This is a genomic window from Nereida sp. (assembly GCF_965655635.1).
Taxonomy (GTDB): Bacteria; Pseudomonadota; Alphaproteobacteria; order Rhodobacterales; family Rhodobacteraceae; genus Nereida.
The window spans coordinates 1-22,123 of sequence record NZ_CBFHHE010000014.1 but is presented as its reverse complement, the minus strand read 5'-3'; the positions used below and the strand labels follow the sequence as shown (position 1 = coordinate 22,123).

Below are 22,123 nucleotides of genomic sequence, written 5' to 3'. Positions count from 1 at the left end.
TGATGTCATCGTGGGAGGAACGGCAGGTGACATTGTAACCGGCGGTACGGGGTCTAGCACTGCCAACGATGTGGGCGACGTAGACATCTTGATCTTCGGGGGCTTGGCCCTTTTCGGGTTGTTCAACACAGTCTTGATGTGGATGAAAACTCAACTTCGGGGCGGGTTGAGTTTCTGGATATCAACGGTGCGGTTACCCATTCGCTTGCCTACGCCGAGATTGAGCAAATTTTGGGGGATCGCGTTAACAGCGCCCCGATTGCGCGCGATGACACGGCGGCCACAGTCGAAGGCATTCCGATCACCGTCGATGTGATTGCAAATGACGAGGACCCCGAAGGCGGTGCGCTAAAGATCACCTCAGCATTTGTGTCAGCGACCCAAGGTACCGTTGAGATTGTTGCCAACAAGATTGTGTTCACACCGGTTTCCGATTTCACGGGCGAAACCGCAATAAACTACACCGCAGAAGACCATGAAGGGAACGCGGCGGACGCAATTGCTGTTGTTACTGTCAATGAGGCACCTCGGGACGGGACCATTATGGGGACCTCTGGTGATGATCTGATTGATCTGGCCTACCGCGGTGATCCGGATGATGACCGTGTTGATGCCCTTGATGAGGTAGTCACAGGCGAAGGACCTAATGACGACATCATTATTGCGGGCGACGGCAATGATGCGGTGTTTGCGGGCCTTGGTGATGATGAGGTCAGCGGCGGCCTTGGGGACGATGTTTTGCACGGTGAAGCAGGGGCGGATCAACTGTCTGGCGGAGGCGGTGATGATACGTTCCGGGTCACCTCGGCCGCGGACGGTACGGGCGATAAAATCATCGGCGGTGAAGGCCCCGATGGGCAGGACACAGATACGCTTGATCTGCGCGGCAGCGGGCATTTGCGTGTTGAGATGGACCCCGATGACGAAGAAGCGGGCACTGTGCGGTTTCTTGATGGCGCGGGCGGTGCTGTCACGGGATCCCTCAGGTTTTCTGAAATTGAGAATGTTATTCCTTGTTTCACGCCGGGCACGCGCATCGCCACAGATAAGGGCGAGCGTTTGGTCCAAGACTTGCGTGAGGGGGAACGCGTGATTAGGCGTGACAACGGCATCCAAGAAATCAGATGGGTTGGCCGCAAAGACGTGAACCACAAAGGGCTGGCCGCCGCGCCGGAGTTGAAGCCCGTGATCATTAGGGCAGGTGCGTTGGGGAATGACCTGCCAGAACGCGATATGATCGTTAGTCCGAACCATAGAATGCTGATCGCCAACGACCGAGCAGAGCTTTACTTCGAAGAGCGTGAGGTGCTGGTCAGCGCTAAACATTTAGTGGGTAGCGATGGAATTGAGCGGCTGAACACGCAAAGCGCTAGCTATATCCATTTCATGTTCGACCAGCATGAGGTTGTTTTGTCTGACGGTACATAGTCCGAGAGTTTTCAGCCTGGTGACTATACCATGCGCGGAATTGATCGTGCTCAGCGCGATGAGATTTTCTCTCTGTTTCCAGAACTGAATAGCGATACTGGCATGCAGGATTACACCAGCGCACGTAAATCGCTTAAGGCTTATGAGGCGCGGCTATTGGTTCCTAAGTAAGGCGGACAGCCCGCTGAGCCCACGGCTGGCGCGCCAAGTTTCCCACGCTTCTGGCGTATCAAGATCAAGAGTGGCGCGGTCACCTTCAAGCGGGATCAAACCGTGATTTTTGGCGTTGTCGCTAATGATGGATGCAGTACCCCGATCCCCCGAAAGCCCGCCAAACTGTGCAAAGAGCGAGCGATCAAAGATCACCGGGTGCCCTGCTGTTCCGTCGGCAGCAGCGGCCTGAAGGATCTTGAGGCGCGAGGCCTGAAATACAGCCCACATCATCGATAGATCACTGGCGGTGACGGCTGGCATGTCAGCGGGCAGGATCATCACGGCGGTTACGTTTGATGGCAGCGCGGCCACCCCAGCTTTGAGGGAGGCGGACATGCCTTCATGGGCGTTTTCGCACACAACAGTGGTAGCCCCGTTTGTCAGACTTATGCGCGGATGATCTTCAGCCGGCACTGTCACGATAACATCATCAGTCACCTTTCGGGCGCGCTGAATCATTGCCGTTAGACAAGGCGTGCCGGTGACATCTTCAAAGCACTTGTCAGCGCCGCGTATCCGCGTTGAGTTACCTGCGGAAGGGATAAAAATGGCAAGGTGCATCAGGTGTTCCTGCTTTGCGCTGTGTGCCTGACCCGTTCACGGGCGGTTCACGTTTTGATGAGGCACGGGCTTTGTACTGCCCCTCTGCCACAGCTTCTGTTTATGATTTAGTAAGTAACGGTATAGGACTTATCATGTTAAAAAAAGCTCTGTTTGCGGCGGTAAGCGCGACAGCCGTCATCTCCTACGGCTCATCTGCATTGGCGGCCCCTGTAAGTTTGTCTGAAGGATGGAAAAACCAACGGCTATCACTGTTTTCAAAGAACGATTACGATTTTGGACAAAGCCTTGGCATCGCATCAGATGGGGCTGTGTCGATTGCGTGGCGCAAATTGCCGCGCAGTTTTTGGGAGGCCGAGCGCGCCTCATGGAACTGGTCTGTGAGCCAATCCGTTCCCGCAACAGATCTGAGCGTGAAAGGCGGTGATGATCGCAACATCTCGATCTATTTTCTGTTCGCACCAGACGATCAGGCCGAAAAGCTGGCTGGCGCTGGCATCAGATCGCTGTTGGGAAATGATGACCTGCGCGTGATCCAATATGCATGGGGCGGTAATCATAGCCGCGGCGCTTTGTTGCAATCACCTTACCAGCCAGGCCAAGGGATGACGGTTGCGTTGCGGCCCGCCGGCACCGGAACACATTCTGAAAGCGTCAATTTATCGAACGATTTTCGCAAAGCGTTCGGCGGGACATCGGGCAAACTTTTGGGGATTGCCGTCTCTGGTGATAGCGATGATACCGATAGCGTTATTCGTGCCCAAATCAGCAACTTTCAGATCGACTAAAGTTAATTGGCTAAGCAAATGAAAAGGGGCGGTCCAATCGGCCGCCCCTTGTTTAGTCTTCGATGGAATACGTTCCGTTTACTTCTCAGGGATCAACCCACGGGGGAAGAACCGCAAAACCAGCAGCAAGATCAATCCCATGGTCAGCAATCGCATATGTGCAACGCTGGCCAGAAGGCGCTCTTTGATCCACCACGCGTCAGGCATCGGGTCGGTGATAAAGCCCATTAGTGCTGCGCCGTATGGCTCTACCTGAACCCACAGGAACCAGATCAGAAAGCCGCCCAACACGGAGCCGTAGTTATTACCCGAGCCCCCAACGATCACCATCACCCAGATAAGAAATGTGAAACGAAGCGGTTGGTAGCTGCTTGGGGTCAGTTGACCGTCAAGCGTCACCATCATTGCCCCTGCAACGCCGCAAATAGCCGATCCCAGAACAAAGATTTGCAGGTGCCGCGCTGTGACATCTTTGCCCATCGCGCGTGCAGCGGTTTCATTGTCACGGATAGCGCGCATCATCCGGCCCCATGGGGATTTCAGCGCAAGCTCGGCGGCAAGGAAAATCACCAACAGGACGATCACAAACAACACCGAATAGCTGAGTTTAACATAAAGCGTCGAGGCGGTGACCGGATCAATGTTGAGTGCAGCCGCGCGCTCTATAAATTGCGCGCTTTCTTGCAGCTCGATCTCTGACGGCACAGGGCGCTCAATACCGATGACGTTTTTGACCCCACGGGCAAGCCAGTCTTCGTTTTTCATCACTGCGATGACAATCTCGGAAATGCCAAGGGTCGCAATCGCCAAATAGTCACTGCGCAGTCCAAGAGCCGTTTTGCCAATCACCCAAGCAGCCGCGGCAGCAAACACACCGCCAATAGGCCACGCGAACAGAATGGGCAGATTGAGCCCACCGATGTTGCCTGAAACCGCCGGATCAATTGCTTCGATACGTGCTACAGCGGGATCAAAAATGGCGCGGTAGATGAAGAACCCGACAACAAGAAGAAGCGGTGTGGCAATTGTGCGTACGCGCCCCGATGTTTTGCGCCGCACAAAAATCGTGAGGGCGATTGTGGCAAACCCCATCAAAAGGGCGGCGATGACCTGAAATCCACCGGCGGACCACGCACCGGGTGTAACGGGTTCAGAGACCAGCACCGCAGCAAGGCCGCCAAGTGCCAAGAAGCCCATGACGCCGATGTTAAACAAGCCTGCAAAACCCCACTGAAGGTTAACGCCGATTGCCATAATGGCTGAGATCAGCCCCATGTTCAGGATAAGCAGCGCCGAGTTCCAACCAGAGGTAAATCCGGTCAGCAAGATCAGGCCAAAGACGGCGGCAAAGAGGGCGGTGTTTTTGACAGAAACCATCAGACTGACTTCCCTTTAAACAGACCCGTCGGCTTGAAGAGCAAGACAATGACAAGCAATGCAAAGCTGACGGCAAATTTGTAATCGGTGGACAAAAGCTGCACGAGGCCGGACGGCTCAAGCGCGTCGGGCAGGGTGTAGACCAGCACCTTTTTCCACGCATATGTGATGAGAACTTCGGAGTAGGCGATGAGAAAGCCCCCAAAGATCGCGCCAAGCGGGTTGCCCAAACCACCTACAACTGCGCTGGCAAAAATTGGCAGAAGAAGTTGGAAATAGGTGAACGGTTTGAATGATTTATCCAATCCGTATAGTACACCTGCGATTGTCGCCAGCGTTGCGACGATTATCCACGTGACCATAACCACACGCTCGGGGTTGATGCCGGACAACAGCGCTAGGTCCTCATTATCAGAGTAGGCCCGCATGGATTTTCCGGTACGTGTGCGGTTCAGGAAATAAAAGAGCATCGCAACAACCAACACGGCGACCACGATTGTGATCCCTTGGGTGGTTTTGAGTGCTAGTCCTTCGCGCAGGCCGGTCATTTCCTTGAATTCGCGCGCAGAAATGATGAACCGCTCACCATCGGCAAAGCGGCGATCATCGGGACCAATCAGAATGCGAACTAGACCGTTCATGATGAACATAACGCCCATGGATACGATCACGAAAATCACAGGTGCGGCTTTCTGGGTGCGATAAAAACGGTAAACGCCTACATCCGTGAGCAGGACCAGCGCGATCGTTGCGGCAATCCCGAAGGGAAGCGCAAGAAGGGCCGTGGGGAGTGGTCCAAAGCTGACGCCCCAGCTTTGCAGTAGAACCGTTGCGCCAATTGTGGCCATGGTACCGAAAGCCATTGTGTCGCCATGAGCGAAGTTTGAAAATCGCAAAATGCCGTAAATCAGCGTGACGCCCAACGCCCCAAGGGCCAGCTGCGCGCCATATGCTGTTGCGGGAATAAGCACGAAATTTGTCAGTGCGACGATAGCGTTAAGATAGTCCATCGTTCAGCCTCCCAAGAATGATTTACGAACTTCAGGGTCCGCAAGAAGGTCTTTGCCGGTGCCCGTAAACGCATTTGCGCCTTGGACCAGCACATAGCCTTTGTCTGCGATTTCAAGCGCTTGGCGGGCGTTCTGTTCCACCATCAGGATGGAAATGCCCGTACGTGCCACTTCGATAATGCGGTAGAAAAGCTCGTCCATAACAATTGGACTTACGCCGGCGGTAGGCTCATCCAGCATCAAGACTGTTGGTTTTGTCATAAGCGCGCGGCCCACGGCCACTTGTTGACGCTGCCCACCTGATAGTTCACCTGCCGCTTGATTACGCTTGTCTCGCAAAATCGGGAATAATGTATAGACCTGCTCCATTGTGTCTTTGATGTCATCCGTGCGGATGAACGCGCCCATCTCAAGGTTTTCTTCGACTGTCATGGACGTAAAGATGTTTGAGGTCTGCGGTACAAAGCCCATGCCTTCGCGCACACGCGCCTGAGGGCTGAGTTTCGTGATGTCTTTACCGTTCAAAAATACACCGCCTTGGCGCACATCAAGCATACCAAACACGGCCTTCATTGCGGTTGATTTACCTGCCCCGTTAGGTCCAACGATGACAGCAATCTCGCCTTTGTCGACGCCGATGGTGCAATTGTGCAAAATGTCGGGGCCTTTGCCGTAGCCGCCGGTCATGTCGCGCCCGATCAAGAATGGCTCGCTCATGCCCTCACCTCGGCCTGTGCTTTGTCTTTGTTTTTGAGTCCAGTGCCCAGGTAGGCTTCGATGACCTGCTCGTTGGCTTTGATCTCGGGCAGGGTGCCTTCGGCAAGGACTTTGCCTTCTGCCATACAGATCACGGGGTCGCAAAGCCGGCCGATGAAATCCATGTCATGCTCGATCACGACGAACGTATAGCCGCGCTCTTTGTTGAGCCGGGTAATCGCGTCCCCAATCGTGTTGAGAAGGGTGCGGTTCACACCGGCGCCGACTTCGTCAAGAAACACAATCTTGGCGTCAACCATCATGGTGCGCCCCAGTTCCAACAGCTTTTTCTGGCCACCAGAGATCTGTCCCGCTTTGTGATCGGCAAGGTGCTCAACGGTCAGGAATTCTAAAACCTCGTCGGATTTGGCACGTAACGCACGTTCCTGATCAGCAATCCGCTTACGGCCAAACCACGTGTTCCAAAGGGTTTCACCCGCTTGCGCGCCCGGCACCATCATCAGGTTCTCGCGGCACGACATTGATGAAAACTCATGGGCAATCTGGAAAGTACGCAGCAAGCCCTTGTGAAACAGCTGGTGCGGTTCAAGTCCCGTAATGTCTTCGCCGTCCATTGTCACACGGCCAGCAGACGGTTTAAGAACGCCCGCTATTACATTGAAAAGCGTTGTTTTTCCTGCACCATTAGGTCCGATAAGGCCCGTTATTGACCCGCTCTGGATCTCGAGGCTAGCGCCATCGACTGCTCGAAAGCCGCCAAAGTGCTTGGACAGATTGTCCACTTTGATCATGATCTTGAGTTCCCCTTAACAAAACAGCCCGACACAAGATCGGGCTGTTCTTTAGTTTTGTGATAGGTGGACTTAGCGGTACTGGACCACTTTCAGCTCGCCACCTTCGAATGTGACCTGACGATAGTTACCAGCGCTTTCGCCGGGTCCGATCAGCTCAACCGCAGACGCACCAACGTAGTCGATTTCTTCGCCAGCTTTGATCAGTTCGAGCGCTTTGCCCAACTCACCAGGGAAGATTTCGATGCCCGGTGCGTTTGCAACGTTCATCACGTGGTTTTTGTAGTCAGACGGGTCTTTGCTGTCTGCTGCTTGCATTGCAAGCATGATAAGTGCCGCCGCGTCATAGCTTTCTGCAGAGAAGGGTGATGTCGGATTGAACTTGTCGCCGATCAGCTCTGCGTACTTCATCGCACCTGGGCTGTCTGTGCCTGGGTTTTGACCTGTTGAGCCGTCAATCTCTGAACCGAAGTTCTCAACCAGCGCGTCAGAAATCATGCCGTCAGGAAAGTGGAATGTGTCGAATGCGCCGCTGTCGAGAGCCGCACGAACGATACCCGAACCACCTTGATCGACGTAGCCAGCAACAACCAAACGGTCACCACCAGCAGATGCCAACGCGCCAACTTCAGCAGAGTAGTCCGCTTTGCCGTCTTCGTGTGCTGCAGAAATTGTTACTGTGCCGCCAGCTGCTTCGAATGCAGTTTGGAAGGCATCAGCAAGGCCTTTGCCGTAGTCATTGTTAGTATATGTCAACGCAACTTCGTTGATGCCTTCTTCAAGCAGAACATCTGTCATTACAACGCCTTGGCGCGCGTCAGATGGCGCTGTGCGGAAGAACAGACCGTTGTCTTCTGCTGTGGAAAGGCCAGGTGATGTCGCAGAAGGCGAAATCATGACAGTGCCGTTTGCCAGAGCAACGTTTGACAAAATCGCACCGGTTACGCCTGAACAGTCAGCGCCCATGATGCCGTCGACTTTGTCGGATGTGACCAGACGCTCAGCAGCAGCAGTTGCCGCAGCAGCATCAATACATGTGCTGTCTGCGCGCACTCCAGTTACTTTTGCCGCGTCCAACAGCATGCCTGAAGCAGTTACTTCTTCAATCGCTGCTTCTGCGCCGCCAGCCATTTGCTGCGCCAGAGATTCAAGTGGGCCCGTGAAGCCCAAAATGATCCCGAGTTTAACTTCTTTACCGTGGCCGCCTGCGAAGGCAGTTGTTGCCGTAACAGCTGTAAGTGCTGTCGCCATCAACAATTTTTTCATAACAATCTCCCATGTCGGATCTAAAATGTCCGCTCACGACATTACGCATAGATTCGCAAATAGGGAAGCAGTTTCCTAACGTAAACAGCCGATTAATGAGACGAAATACGTAATAAAATTAGCCTAGCTCTCACCCTCGGCCGGCGTGCGCACCCCGTTCGCGGTAGGGTGTAGTGTCATAGTGCGACCGGTAGCATTTCGAAAAATGCGATGGCGAAGCAAAACCACACGCAAGTGCTACGTTAATGACACTCATATCCGTCTGGATCAGCAGGTTTCGCGCCTTTTGCAAACGCAGTTCCATATAATAGCGCTTAGGGCTGCGCGAAAGATATCTGCGGAAAAGCCGCTCAAGCTGTCGGGTCGACATGCCAACGTCTTTTGCAAGAATACCGGGGCTGATCGGTTCTTCGATGTTGGCTTCCATCATTTGGATAACAAGGCTCAACTTCGGATGGCGCACGCCGATGCGCGTGGGTATCGACAAACGCTGGCTATCTTGGTCAGTGCGAATAGACGAGTAAATTAGCTGGTCCGCAACAGAGTTAGCCAAATCTTGTCCGTGCTCTGCGGCAATAATCTTGAGCATTAGGTCAATCGACGCGGTACCTCCGGCGGTGGTGAAGCGGTTGCCGTCCATTACGAAGACGGACTTCGTCAGCTCCACATCCTCGAATTCCTCGGCAAAGCTGTCTTGGTTTTCCCAGTGGATCGTCGCACGACGCCCGTCAAGCAGACCCGCCTTCGCCATTGTAAACGCAGCCGTACAAAGGCCACCCATTTGCACACCACGGCGGCTTTCTCGCCGCATCCAATTCATCAGTTTGGTGGTTGTGACTTGCTGAACCTCAAGACCACCACAAATCATCACAATGTCGTCGCGGCTCAACTCATCAAGACCGCCCTGCAGCTGAAACGGAATACCTGCAGAGCATGTGACAACACTTTTATCATTCGCGCCCATTTCGCCCACAAGATGCCATTCGTAAAGCGGCTTGCCAGACATCATATTCGCAAGACGCAGCGATTCAACTGCCGCTGAAAAGCACAACAGCGTAAAGTTCTCGAGCAGAACAAATACAATCCGCTTAGGTTTGCCGTCCGTTTTCACCTCAATGATCTGACGTTTCTCCGCCATGTTTTTCCCTCTCCCGAAAACGCAACGTCAAATAGCAACAACACCAAACTGCATCTTGTTCAAGGAAAAACGCGCCTCGGGTGACAAAGCCCATTGGAACTGTGCAAAAGTCGGGGTATCAGCTTTCGTGCTAACGCTAACGTTGTGACGAGGATACCCGATGACCAACTGGACCAAAGATGCATGGCGCGCAAAACCGCGCGTACAAATGCCAGATTACACCGATGCTGCGGCATTGGCTGGCGTCGAGGAACAGTTGCGTCGATATCCACCGCTGGTTTTTGCGGGCGAAGCGCGCCGTTTGAAAGCCGAGCTTGCCGCCGCATCGCGCGGTGAAGCGTTTTTGTTGCAAGGCGGCGATTGTGCTGAAAGCTTCTCTGAGTTTTCTGCCGACACGATCCGCGACACATTCAAAGTTATGCTACAGATGGCGATGGTTTTGACCTATGGCGCCAAAGTGCCCGTGGTCAAAGTGGGCCGGATGGCTGGCCAGTTTGCCAAACCACGCTCAGCACCCACTGAGACCAAGGGCGATCAGGAATTGCCGAGCTACCGTGGTGACATCATCAATGGGTTCGACTTTACGCCAGAGGCGCGTATCCCCGATCCACAGCGCATGCTGCAGGCCTACACCCAAGCGGCGGCATCTTTGAACCTTGTGCGCGCTTTCTCAACCGGTGGCTACGCTGACGTTCATCAGGTCCATGCTTGGACACTGGGCTTTACAGGCAGTGGCGAGGCGCGGAAATACCGCGAGGTTGCAGACCGTATTTCAGACACGCTCGACTTTATGAAAGCCGCTGGTGTGACCCAAGAGACGGCGCATACGTTGCAATCCGTTGATTTCTACACATCACACGAAGCGTTGCTGTTGGAATACGAAGAAGCCCTGTGCCGTGAAGACAGCACAACCGGCTTGCCTGTTGCAGGTTCTGGTCACATGATCTGGATCGGTGATCGGACACGCCAGCCGGACGGTGCCCACGTTGAATTCTGCCGCGGTGTACAAAACCCGATTGGCTTGAAGTGCGGACCAACGACAACAGCTGAAGACCTCAAAGTTTTGATGTCAAAACTGAACCCGACAAACGAAGAGGGGCGCTTGACCCTTATCGCGCGGTTCGGAGCGGGCAGTGTGGGCGATCACCTGCCGCGTCTCATTCAGGCAGTCAACGAAGAGGGCGCAAACGTGCTTTGGTCATGTGACGCGATGCATGGCAACACAATTAAGGCGGCGTCAGGGTATAAAACCCGTCCGTTTGAAAGCGTTCTGCGTGAGGTTCAGGAATTCTTTGCAATCCACCGTGCCGAAAACACGATCCCCGGTGGTGTGCATTTTGAGATGACGGGGCAAGATGTAACCGAATGTACGGGCGGTGTCCGTGCGGTAACCGATGAGAACTTGTCTGATCGCTACCACACAGCGTGCGATCCGCGTTTGAATGCATCGCAGTCTCTTGAACTGGCATTTCTGGTATCCGAAGAGCTATCGGCCCTTCGTAATGCGATCCAACAGGCCGCAGCGAGCTGAACTAACGCTATGATATCAAATCAACAAAGCCCCGAGTTACCGCTCGGGGCTTTTTGTGTATCTAACCAAATCGTTAATTCTAAGAAAGTGGATTATCTGTCGAATGTAAGTACTTGTAATTTTGGCTTTTTACTGTACTCGAGCTGTAGTTCATCCGCGTCGATTACAGGTGTATCTTCTGTTGGTTGTGGCGCTGGTCTACTGCTTAGAATTGCGTCAGCTGTACTAGCGGTCAGGTCTTTCAATAGCGGCCGGACATCTGTCTCAAGAATGTTGAACCTGCGCGGTGCGCGTCCGATCTTGCCGTTGGTGACAAAGGCCCCCAAAACGCGGCTTACGTCACCGAAGTCTGATTTGAGCGGCAACAGGATGATCTTTGCGTCCAAACTGTCACGTCCAAAACCTGTTTCAGCGCGCAGCGTAAGGGTCACACAAGCGGGGCTATCGAACATTTGGTCAATGGCCTCAGCCATCTGTTGACGTTCGTGCGGTACAGTAAAGCTCGATAGTGGCATGCCGCGCACTTCCATACCCATCAAGTCAGACATGTGCATGCCCGCAAGCCGCAAACGCACAAGGCCCGGGGCGATCCGTTCACCAATAAATGCGTATTCCAATAGATTTTCGATGCCGCGTGGGTTCACATCTGCCCGGTCTGGCATCAAGCGTGTGCCGCGAAGCGCTTCCCAATAGGCCTCTGTCTGCGCAATCGCTGGGAACCGAAGCTCTGCGCGATGATCAAAGATCGAGACAACATTGGAAGTGGCATCAAGACGTGGCGCATTTGGTTTGGAGGTCATGGCTCAGGGATCCGTGTGAAATCTGCAAGTCGACTAATGTTTACTATACCGTAAATTAGTGTGGCGCGGTGCAAAATGTAAACGAGTGGTTAACGCATCTGGCGCGCGGCACGTATCGGCCCTTGCCTTGCTTTCAGCAGGGCGTCACAAATGCGGTTAAGGATCCACTGTCGCGAGGCCAAAATGACACTTTCAATGACTGGTTTTGCCACATTTTCAGGGCAGTTAGACGGCTATAGTTGGACATGGGAAATACGTGCCGTAAACGGCCGTGGTCTTGATCTGCGCATCCGCGTTCCCGAGTGGATTGAGGGGCTTGAGATCGCCGCGCGCAAAGCCGCACAAGGCGCTGCCGAGCGGGGAAATATCGCGCTTAATTGCAAAGTAACGCGGCGAGATAGCGGAGCGGGGTTTACCGTAGATAAAGCACGGCTGCACAATGTTTTAAGTGCTCTCAAACAGATTGCGCAATCCGCTGTGGATCACGGTCTAGACATGAGGCCGCCAAGCACCGCCGAGATTTTGGCCTACCGCGGGGTTATTGATACAGAGGCAGCCAGCATTGATACAACGCCATTATCGACGGCAATTTTGGGCGATTTACCAACGCTGTTACATAGCTTTAATCAGATGCGGAGCGATGAAGGCGCGGCTTTGCACGGCATCCTGACAGACCAATTAAACCAGATTGAAGTACTCACACATCAGGCCGCAAACATCATTGAAACGCGTGCAGACGACATGAAGGAACGCTTTGCTGAAAGCTTGGCACGGGTTTCCGCCAATCTTTCAGATGACATTGATGCCGGCCGTGTTGCGCAGGAAATTGCCCTTTTGGCAGTGAAGGCGGATGTGGCCGAAGAGTTGGACAGATTGCGCGCGCATATCGCTGCGGGGCGGGAGTTATTGGCCCAAACAGGCGCCAAGGGTCGCAAGCTTGATTTTCTCAGCCAAGAATTCAACCGCGAAGCGAACACCCTGTGTGCCAAAGCCAACCACACGGACCTGACGACAATCGGACTTGCCCTTAAGGCCGTGATCGACCAAATGCGTGAACAAATCCAAAACGTGGAGTAAGTGATGTCTGCCCCCAAAAGTACCGCCGCCCGTCGTGGGCTGTTGATTATTTTGTCCTCGCCTTCCGGTGCGGGCAAATCAACGCTGGCCAAGCGGCTTATGAAATGGGACCCAAGCCTGTCGTTTAGTGTGTCGGGCACCACGCGTGCTGCGCGGGAAGGTGAGACCCACGGCGTTGAATACTATTTTGAGAGCCGGACGGGTTTCGAAGACATGGTCGCGCGGGGCGATATGCTGGAGCACGCCGAGGTCTTTGACAATTTATATGGTTCCCCGCGGGGTCCCGTTGAAGCGGCGATCAACGATGGGCGCGATGTGCTGTTTGATATCGATTGGCAAGGTGGGCAGCAAATTCGCAACTCTGTTTTGGGAATGCACACGTTGTCGATATTTATCTTGCCGCCCTCAATTGCTGAGTTGGAGCGACGGTTGCGCGGACGTGGACAAGACAGTGACGAGGTTATTTCAGGACGGATGAAAAAGTCCCGCGATGAGATTAGTCACTGGCCCGAATATGACTATGTTTTGATCAACGATGATCTTGATCAAACCGAAGAACGTCTAAAATCAATCGTAAGCGCAGAACGTCTGCGCCTCAGCCAACAACCGCAAATGTCCGATATTGTACGTGATTTGAACGCAGAATTTGAGGCCCGCCAATGATTTATAAGCTTGATGGAATCACCCCAGAAATTGATCCGACGGCGTGGGTAGCAGCGGATGCCAATATTATAGGCGCGATTACTCTTTGTGCAAAAAGCAGCATTTGGTTTGGCGCGACGCTGCGCGGTGACAACGAACGGATCACCGTGGGCGAGGGGGCGAACGTGCAAGAGGGCAGTGTTTTGCACACGGACATGGGTTTCCCGCTTACTATCGGGGCCAACTGTACGATCGGGCACAAAGCTATTTTGCACGGCTGCACGATTGGTGATTGCACGCTAATCGGGATGGGCGCCACGGTGCTTAACGGGGCTATTATCGGCAAAAACTGCCTGATTGGCGCGAACGCTTTGGTCACGGAAGGCGCAGTTATCCCAGATGGCTCACTTTTGGTTGGCGCGCCCGCAAAAGTACGCCGCGCCCTCGACAAAGAGTCGATTGACGGTTTGTTACAATCAGCGCTTAGCTACCAGAAAAACGCAGATCGCTTTAGAAAAGGACTAAGCGCACTATGAGTGACGAACGGCGGAATACCCCCTCAATGGTCCGCCGCATGGCGTTTCCAGACAGCTCAAGCCGTGCGGTCGTCACGCCGCTTCAGCCCTCTGTTGTCTATGCAAGCGACACGCCGGATGCATTGGATGCGCAATATCTGGGTGGAGCCCAGGGCTATACTTACGCCCGTGAAGGACACCCCAACGCAGACGTTTTGGCGCGCAAGATTGACCAACTTGAAGGTGTGACACCTCAGATGGGTGCAGGTTTTATCACCAGCAGCGGCATGGCTGCGATTTCTGCTGCAATCCTTGGGGTGTGCAAAGCGGGCGATCACGTGCTGGGAGGTGATCAGCTTTATGGCCGGTCGCTTAGGATGCTAAGCGAAGATTTGCCTGACCTTGGCATTGAAACATCGCTCGCGGATCCCACAGATGCGGCTGCGTTTGCCGCCGCGATCCAGCCCAATACACGGCTTGTTCTGCTCGAAGTCATGAGCAATCCCACGCTTCGCCTTGCTGATATTAGCGCGATTACAAAAGCCTGCCGCGCGCGCGGTGTTCTTGTGATGATCGACAATACGTTCACCACTCCGCGCGGTTACCGTGCATTTGATCACGGCGCTGATATCGTGATCCACTCGGTCACCAAACTTTTGGCGGGGCATTCGGATGTGACACTGGGTTACACGGCGACACGTGATCCGGCGCTGCGCGATGCAATGGTCATCAAGGCGGTCACATGGGGATTTACGCCATCACCGTTTGATTGCTGGCTGGCGGAACGCGGGCTTTATTCATTTGAGTTGCGCTATGACCGCGCCCGACAAAATGCCGTAAAGCTAGCCAATGCATTGGCCACGCATAGCGCAGTTGAAAGAGTGCTCTATCCTGCGCGGACAGATCATCCGGACCATAACCGTGTAAGCGATATGTTGGGGGACCAGACAGGCAATATGGTCAGTTTCGTGCTGCGCGGCGGGCGTGAGCAAACAAATACGTTTGTCGGCGCGCTTGAGCATATCGCGTTTGCGCCGACTCTGGGCGATATCGGGACAACCTTGTCGCATCCCGCAACGTCATCGCACCGGGCGCTAAGTGCTGAGGCGCGTTTGGCGTTAGGCATGCCCGAAGGTTTCTTCCGTGTGTCGGTTGGGGTGGAGGATGTTGATATGCTGATCTCTGAATTTACCGCGGCACTTAACGGGCTTTGATTGAAGACGAAGGGGACAAGGCCATGACAGCACTGAGCACGATGCGCGCGCTAACCGATGCGTTTCCGACGCCTTTTGCTGTAATTGATGCGCGCCGCACGATTGTGGCTGCCAACCAAGCCATGCGTGACGTGTTGGGCGAGGACATAGTTGATTACCATTATACCCGTGCCTGCCGCCGGCCCAGTATTCTGGATGCGGTTGAGCGTGCGTTCGGTGTTGGTGCGATGGAAGAAGCGGAGTTTTCCGAAACAGTCCAAGGCCGGACATCACACTTCAACGTGATCTGCAGCCCGCTTGAGGTGGAAGGAAGCGCCCATGTCTCGCTGAGCTTTGAGGATGTTACGTCTTCGCGCGAAATCACAGCCATGCGGAGTGATTTCGTTGCAAACGTCAGTCACGAGTTGAAAACGCCCATCACATCGATCCTTGGCTTTGTGGAAACCATTCAAGGGCCCGCGGCCAATGATGAAGCTGCCCGTAACCGCTTTTTGTCCTTGATGGCCCGAGAGGCCGAGCGGATGAACCGCCTTGTCCATGATCTGTTGTCGCTGAACCGTGTTGAGGTTAATGAAAAAGTTCGCCCGATGGACCGCGTTGCGCTGAATGCGCTGGTCTCGCACACCGCAGAGGTACTACAGCCGCTGGCTGAAGCCCGTGATATTTCCCTTAAGATCGAGCTTCCCGACGCCTTATGTCACGTGACGGGGCATGAGCAGCAGCTGGTTCAGGTGTTACGTAATCTGGCCGAAAACGCTATTGCCTATTCCCCAAGCGGCAACGAAGTGCGCGTGCGTCTGACCGCGCCTGCCTATGAAGTGGCGCTGCATGGCAACGGGATGCGCCTGATTATTGAGGATGACGGGCAGGGGATTGATCCGGTGCATATCCCGCGCCTGACGGAGCGATTTTACCGCGTGGATAGCCACCGATCGCGTGAGGTAGGGGGGACCGGTCTTGGCCTTGCCATTGTTAAACACATCATCACGCGGCATCGCGGGCGCCTAGAGATCAAAAGCAAACTGGGAAGCGGTAGTCGTTTCACGGTGATCTTGCCCGCTGACATGTCCGCGCGTTAATTTCTCGTGAATCCCGGCGATTTGGCTGTGAAAATCCCGCATTTTCTTGCTTTGTCACATATCTGTTACGTTTCTGTCACAAAAGCTTAGCGATACCAGCTTAGGCAGACGCCATAAGTTGCTGACAGGAAGGATACGCCGACCTGTTAGGCTGACATAATTAAAAGGAGCTGCCTTATGTCATTTCTTAAACTCACCGCATCAGCTGTTGCGATCGCTGCTGTTTCTGCACCAGCATTCGCGCGTGACAACGTCCAAGTTGCCGGTTCTTCTACTGTTCTGCCTTACGCATCAATCGTTGCGGAAGCTTTCGGTGAGAACTTCGATTTCCCGACACCTGTTGTTGAATCCGGTGGCTCATCTGCGGGCCTGAAGCGCTTTTGTGAAGGTGTTGGCGCAAACACCGTTGACGTTGCAAACGCATCTCGCGCGATCCGCGAAAAAGAGATCAAAGCATGTGCTGACAATGGCGTGACCGACATCATGCAAGTTCGTATCGGTTATGACGGTATCGTATTTGCATCCGACATTAACGGTGCAACATTCGAATTCACACCAGCTGACTGGTTCAATGCATTGTCACCCAAAGTGCTTGTTGACGGCGCGATCGTCGACAACCCACACCAGACTTGGGCAGACGTGAACCCTGCGTTCCCGGCACAGCAGATTGCTGCGTTCATTCCAGGCACAAAGCACGGCACACGTGAAGTGTTTGAAGAAAAAGTTTTGGCTGTTGGCTGTGAAACAACTGGCGCGCTGAAGGCAATGGAAGCCGCTGGCATGTCCGAAGATGACGCAGAAGACGCGTGTATGGCAGTTCGCACAGACGGTCTGTCTACAGATATTGATGGCGACTACACAGAAACTCTTGCTCGTATTGATGCCAACAAAGACGGTATCGGCGTATTCGGTCTGGCGTTCTATGAGAACAACACAGACAAGCTGCAAGTGGCGACAATGTCTGGTGTAACGCCAACAACAGAAAGCATTTCAACAGGCGAATATCCTGTGTCACGCCCACTGTTCTTCTATGTCAAAAAAGCGCACATCGGCGTGATCCCTGGCTTGAAAGAATATGCTGAGTTCTTCGTGAGTGACGAAGTTGCTGGCCCAGATGGTCCGTTGGCTGAGTACGGTCTGGTTTCAGACCCAGAATTGGTCCTTACTCAAGAAGCGATTGCAAACGAGAAGACCATGGCATCTGGCTCATAAGAGCACGTTTGGTTAAAGACATAGCATACCGCCGAGGGTGACTCGGCGGTGTGTTACATTGAGGCGGCGCCATTAAATTGGCGATATACATTAACTGAGGTCTGTAAATGTCTGGAATTGTTCTTTTATTGATCGTTTTGGGCCTTGGTGCTTTGGCTTTTATCGTTGCGCGCGGCAAAGCGTTATCTTCTGTTGGCGGTGACCAGCGCGCATTGCATTCACGTCCACATTATTATGGTGTTTCGGCCTCTATTTTGACGATCGCACCAGCTTTAGCGCTTATGGTCGTTTGGGGCTTGGGCCAATCCATTCTAGTGCAATCTTCTGTTGCTGTGTTGGTACCTGCGTCTTCAATCGCAGAAGGCCAGACCGTTGGCCTTTTGATGGGGGATGTGCAACGTATTGCGAACGGTCTTGATACAGCCGTTGCCGAAGGCGCGCTTAGCAGCGACGCTGCAGCAGTTTTGAGCACGGGCGCAGATGACATTCGGGGCATTCTTGGTTCGGTCGGCGTGGCGCTTGGTGCGGAAGTTGATCCTGCCATTTTGAAAGCCGCGCAAAACTATCGGGCGATGCAAAGCAGCGGCGCGACTCTGCGAATGATTGCGGTGATCGGCCTAGCACTTTTGGGGCTGGCCTACGGGTTTATGAAGACATCGGCCACCTACCGCGCACGAAACGCCGTTGAACGCAGCATGCGCTGGACGCTGATTGCGGCTGCTAGTGTGGCGGTGTTCACAACCCTTGGTATTGTCTTTTCAGTTATCTTTAACACGGTTGAGTTTTTTCAACTTTATCCCGCTAAAGATTTTTTCTTAAGCCTCACGTGGTCGCCAAGTTTCGGCGGTGGTTCTGAATTGGGTGTTTTCCCCCTTCTTTGGGGCACGCTTTACATCAGCTTGATCGCGCTGATGGTTGCTGTTCCAACGGGGCTTTTTTCCGCGATTTATTTGTCTGAATACGCGTCCTCCAATGTGAGGGCGTTTGCCAAACCCATGCTTGAGGTTTTGGCTGGTATCCCCACCATCGTTTACGGTTTGTTTGCGCTTTTGACGGTTGGGCCTTTGTTGGTGAACGTGTTAGGTGACGGTGGCATTTTGGGCGTCAACTGGATGCAAGGCGGCACAGCTGTGATGACCGCCGGGTTGGTCATGGGCATCATGTTGATCCCGTTCGTATCGTCACTGTCGGATGACATCATCAATGCCGTACCACAATCACTTCGCGATGGTTCGTTGGGACTGGGTGCGACGCCATCGGAAACCATCCGCCAAGTGGTGATACCTGCGGCCCTTCCCGGCATTGTTGGTGCTATTTTGTTGGCCGCGTCCCGCGCCATTGGTGAGACGATGATCGTTGTTTTGGGGGCAGGGGCGGCGGCGCGCCTGTCGATGAACCCGTTTGATGCAATGACGACTGTCACCGCCAAGATCGTGTCCCAGCTTACAGGCGACGCGGATTTCGCCAGCCCCGAGGCCTTGGTGGCCTTTGCTTTGGCTATGACCCTTTTTGTGATCACCCTTGGATTGAACGTAATCGCACTTGGAATTGTGCGTAAATATCGGGAGCAATACGAATGACCGATGCGAGCAACGCAGCCCCGCTGCGCGAGAAAAAATCCCTGCTCGTCGTTGATGCGCGCACCAAAAAACGCAACGCCGCAGAGGCTCGCTTCAAGATGTATGGCATCATCGCCATCATATTGGGTCTGTTGTTTTTGGCGGTTCTGCTGACAACGATCATTGGCCGCGGCACAGGCGCGTTCACTCAGACGTTCATTTCGGTACCCGTTGAGCTTCGTGAAGATAAGCTGGACAAAAAGGGCAATCGAAACCTTGAAGAAATCAAAAAGGTCTCGACTTTTGGTTATAACCCGCTGTTGGGCGATGCTTTGTCGGCTGTAATTGTGAAAGGTGGCTTCACAACTAAAATTACCAAAAGCAAAGACTTGCGCAAACTGCTGTCCTCAAGTGCTGTTGGGCAAATGCGGGCCTATGTAGTTGAGAACACGGATCAAATTGGCCAGACTGTAACTTTTGATTTCTTCGCCTCATCGCGCGTCGATGGCTATATCAAAGGCCGCGTGACCCGTGAAGATTTGGCACGCGATAAGAACCTATCTGCCGAGCATCTTGATCTGGTCGATCAGATGATTGAGGCCGGTGTGGTACGCAAAAAGTTCAACCCAAGTTTCATTTTCGGCGCAGATGCATCAGAGAGCCGCCCAGAACAGGCGGGGCTTGGGGTGTCTATGCTAGGCTCGCTCTTTATGATGTTGGTTGTGCTGTTTTTGGCACTTCCCATCGGTGTTGCCGCATCAATCTACCTCGAAGAATTCGCGCCGAAAAACCGCCTGACAGATTTGATCGAGGTGAACATTTCAAACCTTGCCGCGGTGCCTTCAATCGTGTTCGGGATCTTGGGCCTTGCGTTCTTTATTCAGTTTTGTGGCGGCTACCTTGGTATTGCAGCAATGAAAGCAAGTGCCCCATTGGTTGGTGGCCTCGTGCTGACGTTGATGACATTGCCGACGATCATCATTTCAACTCGCGCGGCCCTGAAGGCGGTTCCGCCCTCTATTCGGGATGCGGCGCTTGGGGTTGGGGCGTCAAAAATGCAGACTGTTTTCCATCATGTGTTGCCCCTTGCGGCCCCTGGTATTTTGACCGGCACGATTATTGGCCTTGCCCAAGCACTTGGTGAGACTGCGCCGCTGCTATTGATCGGCATGGTTGGCTATATCGCGTCAAACTACCCCGACAGTGTGTTGTCAGGCTTTACAGACCCTAACTCGGCCATGCCTGCCCAGATTTTTGAGTGGGCCAAGCGCGCAGACCCTGCATTCTACGAGCGCGCATGGGGTGGCATCATTATTTTGTTGGTCTTCCTTATGACCATGAACATCATCGCAATTTTACTTCGTCGTCGCTTTGAACGCCGGTGGTAGGTAGAAGGGGAAGAACAATGGACGATCTAAGATATATGGAGATGCCCGTGGACCAAGATACCAAGATTTCCACCAGCAATGTGCAGGTCTACTATGGCGATAGCCGGGCAATCAAAGACGTAAATGTTGAGATTGCAGACAAAACTGTGACGGCGTTCATCGGCCCGTCTGGCTGTGGCAAATCTACGTTCCTGCGGTGTTTGAACCGGATGAATGACACCATCGATATTTGCCGTGTCGAAGGGACCATCAAAATAGATGGGGATGACATTTACGACAGCGCCGTTGATCCCGTTCAGTTGCGCGCGAAAGTCGGTATGGTGTTTCAAAAGCCGAACCCGTTCCCGAAATCGATTTACGATAACGTTGCTTACGGTCCCAAAGTGCACGGGCTGGCAAAATCCAAGGCGGATTTGGACGTGATCGTTGAAAAAGCGCTACGCCGTGGTGCGATTTGGGACGAGGTTAAAGACCGCCTTCATGCACCGGGCACGGGGCTTTCTGGCGGGCAGCAACAACGCTTGTGCATTGCGCGCGCTATCGCAACAGAGCCTGAAGTGCTGTTGATGGATGAGCCGTGTTCTGCGCTTGACCCAATCGCCACTGCGCAAGTGGAAGAGCTGATCGACGAACTGCGCCAAAGCTATTCTCTTGTCATCGTCACGCACTCGATGCAGCAAGCCGCGCGGGTCAGCCAGCGCACTGCCTTCTTCCACTTGGGCAATCTGGTTGAGTTTGGCGACACGAGCCAGATTTTCACCAACCCACAAGATAGCCGCACTGAAAGCTACATCACTGGACGGATTGGATAAGCGTATGAGTGATCAACAACATATCGTTTCTGCTTATGACCGTGATCTTGAAGGGGTCATGGTTGCGATCATGAAGATGGGGGGGCTTGTCGAAGACAGCATCCTGAAAAGTGCGCAGGCGCTTGAAACCCGTGATCTGGAATTGGCCGCTGAAGTGCGCGCCGCGGATAAACGGATTGATGAGCTGGAAGAGAAAATCAACGATGAGGCTGCGCGCCTTATCGCGTTGCGTGCCCCTATGGGTAGCGATTTGCGCACAGTTCTGTCTGTGATCAAAATCAGCGGCGCGCTAGAACGCATCGGCGATTACACAAAAAACATGGCCAAGCGCACGGCGGTTTTGGCCGAAGTGCCGGCCGTGAATGGCGCGCCCGCATCGGTGCGCCGGATGGCCCGCGAAGTTGAGGCCATGCTGCGCGAAGCGCTTGATTCTTACGTCCGCCAAGATGCGGCACTGGCCCAAGCGGTTATCTTGCGCGACGAAGACGTGGACCAGATGTATAACAGTCTCTTCCGCAATTTTCTGACCTACATGATGGAAGATCCGCGCAACATCACAAGCTGTATGCATTTGCAGTTCATCGCTAAAAACGTTGAACGTATGGGCGACCATGTGACATCGATTTGCGAGCAAGTGATCTATCAAGTCACGGGCGAAATGCCTGATGATGAGCGCCCTAAAGTGGCCGGTGGTCCCTACGATCCTGCCTCTGTAACCGAGGACTAAAGCAATATGTCAGTTGATCAGCCGGTGGTATTGGTGGTTGAGGACGAGATGGCACAACGCGAAGTGCTGGTCTATAATCTTGAGGCTGAGGGCTTTCGGGTCGTGACTGCGGAGACTGGCGAAGATGCCATGTTGGCCGTGGATGAGCAGGCGCCAGATATCATTTTGCTTGATTGGATGTTGCCAGCCGTAAGTGGCATCGAGGTATGTCGCCGCCTTAAGGCGCGGCCTGATACGATTGGCACGCCGATCATCATGTTGTCTGCCCGCTCTGAGGA

Annotated in this window: 23 protein-coding genes; 15 read left to right on the top strand and 8 right to left on the bottom strand. The window is 53.7% G+C overall.

The genetic code is table 11. The annotated features are described in order from the left end of the window. Nucleotides 1-138: 138 nt before the first annotated feature. Together ACTF5M_RS06405 and ACTF5M_RS06400 are read left to right on the top strand one after the other, a co-directional pair. Nucleotides 139-1,428, top strand: coding sequence for a Hint domain-containing protein (locus ACTF5M_RS06405; protein ID WP_438960227.1), 1,290 nt, complete (start codon nucleotides 139-141; stop codon nucleotides 1,426-1,428). A 30-nt stretch (nucleotides 1,429-1,458) separates the two neighbouring features. Continuing rightward, nucleotides 1,459-1,599, top strand: a complete 141-nt coding sequence (locus ACTF5M_RS06400; protein WP_438960226.1) for a hypothetical protein — start codon at nucleotides 1,459-1,461, stop codon at nucleotides 1,597-1,599. Here the strand turns inward: ACTF5M_RS06400 and ACTF5M_RS06395 are convergent. After that, complete coding sequence (locus ACTF5M_RS06395) at nucleotides 1,582-2,202, bottom strand: nucleotidyltransferase family protein (protein WP_438960225.1); 621 nt, start codon at nucleotides 2,200-2,202, stop codon at nucleotides 1,582-1,584. The two genes, ACTF5M_RS06400 and ACTF5M_RS06395, sit on opposite strands and share 18 nt — an antisense overlap. A gap of 134 nt (nucleotides 2,203-2,336) precedes the next feature. On the opposite strand from ACTF5M_RS06395, the gene ACTF5M_RS06390 reads away from it, so the two are divergent. Continuing rightward, complete coding sequence (locus ACTF5M_RS06390; protein WP_438960224.1) at nucleotides 2,337-2,990, top strand: DUF3047 domain-containing protein; 654 nt, start codon at nucleotides 2,337-2,339, stop codon at nucleotides 2,988-2,990. Nucleotides 2,991-3,068: 78 nt separating this feature from the next. Here the strand turns inward: ACTF5M_RS06390 and ACTF5M_RS06385 are convergent, their stop codons facing one another. The 6 genes from ACTF5M_RS06385 to ACTF5M_RS06360 form a co-directional block, all read right to left on the bottom strand. After that, the gene (locus tag ACTF5M_RS06385; protein WP_438960247.1) at nucleotides 3,069-4,370 is read right to left on the bottom strand and encodes a branched-chain amino acid ABC transporter permease; all 1,302 of its coding nucleotides are present in this window, start codon (nucleotides 4,368-4,370) and stop codon (nucleotides 3,069-3,071) included. Next, nucleotides 4,367-5,377: a branched-chain amino acid ABC transporter permease gene (locus tag ACTF5M_RS06380; protein WP_438960223.1), complete on the bottom strand. Its 1,011-nt coding sequence runs from the start codon at nucleotides 5,375-5,377 to the stop codon at nucleotides 4,367-4,369. The genes ACTF5M_RS06385 and ACTF5M_RS06380 overlap by 4 nt, the downstream gene beginning before the upstream one ends. A 3-nt stretch (nucleotides 5,378-5,380) precedes the next feature. Next, nucleotides 5,381-6,094, bottom strand: a complete 714-nt coding sequence (locus tag ACTF5M_RS06375) for an ABC transporter ATP-binding protein (RefSeq protein ID WP_438960222.1) — start codon at nucleotides 6,092-6,094, stop codon at nucleotides 5,381-5,383. Further along, nucleotides 6,091-6,885, bottom strand: coding sequence for an ABC transporter ATP-binding protein (locus ACTF5M_RS06370; RefSeq protein ID WP_438960221.1), 795 nt, complete (start codon nucleotides 6,883-6,885; stop codon nucleotides 6,091-6,093). Before ACTF5M_RS06370 ends, ACTF5M_RS06375 begins: the two co-directional genes overlap by 4 nt. A gap of 72 nt (nucleotides 6,886-6,957) precedes the next feature. Continuing rightward, complete coding sequence (locus ACTF5M_RS06365) at nucleotides 6,958-8,151, bottom strand: ABC transporter substrate-binding protein (RefSeq protein WP_438960220.1); 1,194 nt, start codon at nucleotides 8,149-8,151, stop codon at nucleotides 6,958-6,960. Nucleotides 8,152-8,281: 130 nt separating this feature from the next. Continuing rightward, nucleotides 8,282-9,289 (bottom strand): GlxA family transcriptional regulator, encoded by a 1,008-nt coding sequence (locus ACTF5M_RS06360; RefSeq protein WP_438960219.1) that lies wholly within the window; start codon nucleotides 9,287-9,289, stop codon nucleotides 8,282-8,284. Nucleotides 9,290-9,449: 160 nt separating this feature from the next. On the opposite strand from ACTF5M_RS06360, the gene ACTF5M_RS06355 reads away from it, so the two are divergent. Next, nucleotides 9,450-10,820: a class II 3-deoxy-7-phosphoheptulonate synthase gene (locus ACTF5M_RS06355; RefSeq protein ID WP_438960218.1), complete on the top strand. Its 1,371-nt coding sequence runs from the start codon at nucleotides 9,450-9,452 to the stop codon at nucleotides 10,818-10,820. A gap of 92 nt (nucleotides 10,821-10,912) precedes the next feature. Here ACTF5M_RS06355 and ACTF5M_RS06350 read toward each other — a convergent pair whose 3' ends face one another. Next, nucleotides 10,913-11,620, bottom strand: a complete 708-nt coding sequence (locus tag ACTF5M_RS06350) for a PAS domain-containing protein (RefSeq protein WP_438960217.1) — start codon at nucleotides 11,618-11,620, stop codon at nucleotides 10,913-10,915. A 195-nt stretch (nucleotides 11,621-11,815) separates the two neighbouring features. Here ACTF5M_RS06350 and ACTF5M_RS06345 point away from each other — a divergent pair, with 195 nt between their 5' ends. The 11 genes from ACTF5M_RS06345 to ACTF5M_RS06295 all read left to right on the top strand — a co-directional run. Further along, nucleotides 11,816-12,697 (top strand): YicC/YloC family endoribonuclease, encoded by an 882-nt coding sequence (locus ACTF5M_RS06345; protein ID WP_438960216.1) that lies wholly within the window; start codon nucleotides 11,816-11,818, stop codon nucleotides 12,695-12,697. Nucleotides 12,698-12,700: 3 nt separating this feature from the next. Next, entirely contained in the window at nucleotides 12,701-13,360 is a 660-nt protein-coding gene (gene gmk, locus ACTF5M_RS06340; RefSeq protein ID WP_438960215.1) for a guanylate kinase, read from the top strand. Continuing rightward, nucleotides 13,357-13,875: a gamma carbonic anhydrase family protein gene (locus ACTF5M_RS06335; protein WP_438960214.1), complete on the top strand. Its 519-nt coding sequence runs from the start codon at nucleotides 13,357-13,359 to the stop codon at nucleotides 13,873-13,875. Before gmk ends, ACTF5M_RS06335 begins: the two co-directional genes overlap by 4 nt. After that, nucleotides 13,872-15,068 (top strand): trans-sulfuration enzyme family protein, encoded by a 1,197-nt coding sequence (locus tag ACTF5M_RS06330; protein WP_438960213.1) that lies wholly within the window; start codon nucleotides 13,872-13,874, stop codon nucleotides 15,066-15,068. The genes ACTF5M_RS06335 and ACTF5M_RS06330 overlap by 4 nt, the downstream gene beginning before the upstream one ends. Before the next feature lie 23 nt (nucleotides 15,069-15,091). Then, nucleotides 15,092-16,147, top strand: a complete 1,056-nt coding sequence (locus ACTF5M_RS06325; protein ID WP_438960212.1) for an ATP-binding protein — start codon at nucleotides 15,092-15,094, stop codon at nucleotides 16,145-16,147. Between the two features lie 177 nt (nucleotides 16,148-16,324). Then, on the top strand, nucleotides 16,325-17,359 hold the full coding sequence (locus ACTF5M_RS06320) for a substrate-binding domain-containing protein (RefSeq protein ID WP_438960211.1): 1,035 nt from the start codon (nucleotides 16,325-16,327) through the stop codon (nucleotides 17,357-17,359). A 107-nt stretch (nucleotides 17,360-17,466) separates the two neighbouring features. After that, entirely contained in the window at nucleotides 17,467-18,939 is a 1,473-nt protein-coding gene (pstC, locus tag ACTF5M_RS06315; protein ID WP_438960210.1) for a phosphate ABC transporter permease subunit PstC, read from the top strand. Then, on the top strand, nucleotides 18,936-20,306 hold the full coding sequence (pstA, locus tag ACTF5M_RS06310; RefSeq protein ID WP_438960209.1) for a phosphate ABC transporter permease PstA: 1,371 nt from the start codon (nucleotides 18,936-18,938) through the stop codon (nucleotides 20,304-20,306). The genes pstC and pstA overlap by 4 nt, the downstream gene beginning before the upstream one ends. A gap of 17 nt (nucleotides 20,307-20,323) precedes the next feature. Next, nucleotides 20,324-21,118: a phosphate ABC transporter ATP-binding protein PstB gene (pstB, locus tag ACTF5M_RS06305; RefSeq protein WP_438960208.1), complete on the top strand. Its 795-nt coding sequence runs from the start codon at nucleotides 20,324-20,326 to the stop codon at nucleotides 21,116-21,118. Between the two features lie 4 nt (nucleotides 21,119-21,122). Then, the gene (phoU, locus tag ACTF5M_RS06300) at nucleotides 21,123-21,845 is read left to right on the top strand and encodes a phosphate signaling complex protein PhoU (protein WP_438960207.1); all 723 of its coding nucleotides are present in this window, start codon (nucleotides 21,123-21,125) and stop codon (nucleotides 21,843-21,845) included. Nucleotides 21,846-21,851: 6 nt separating this feature from the next. Further along, the coding region (locus tag ACTF5M_RS06295; protein ID WP_438960206.1) for a response regulator at nucleotides 21,852-22,123 on the top strand (272 nt) is incomplete at its 3' end.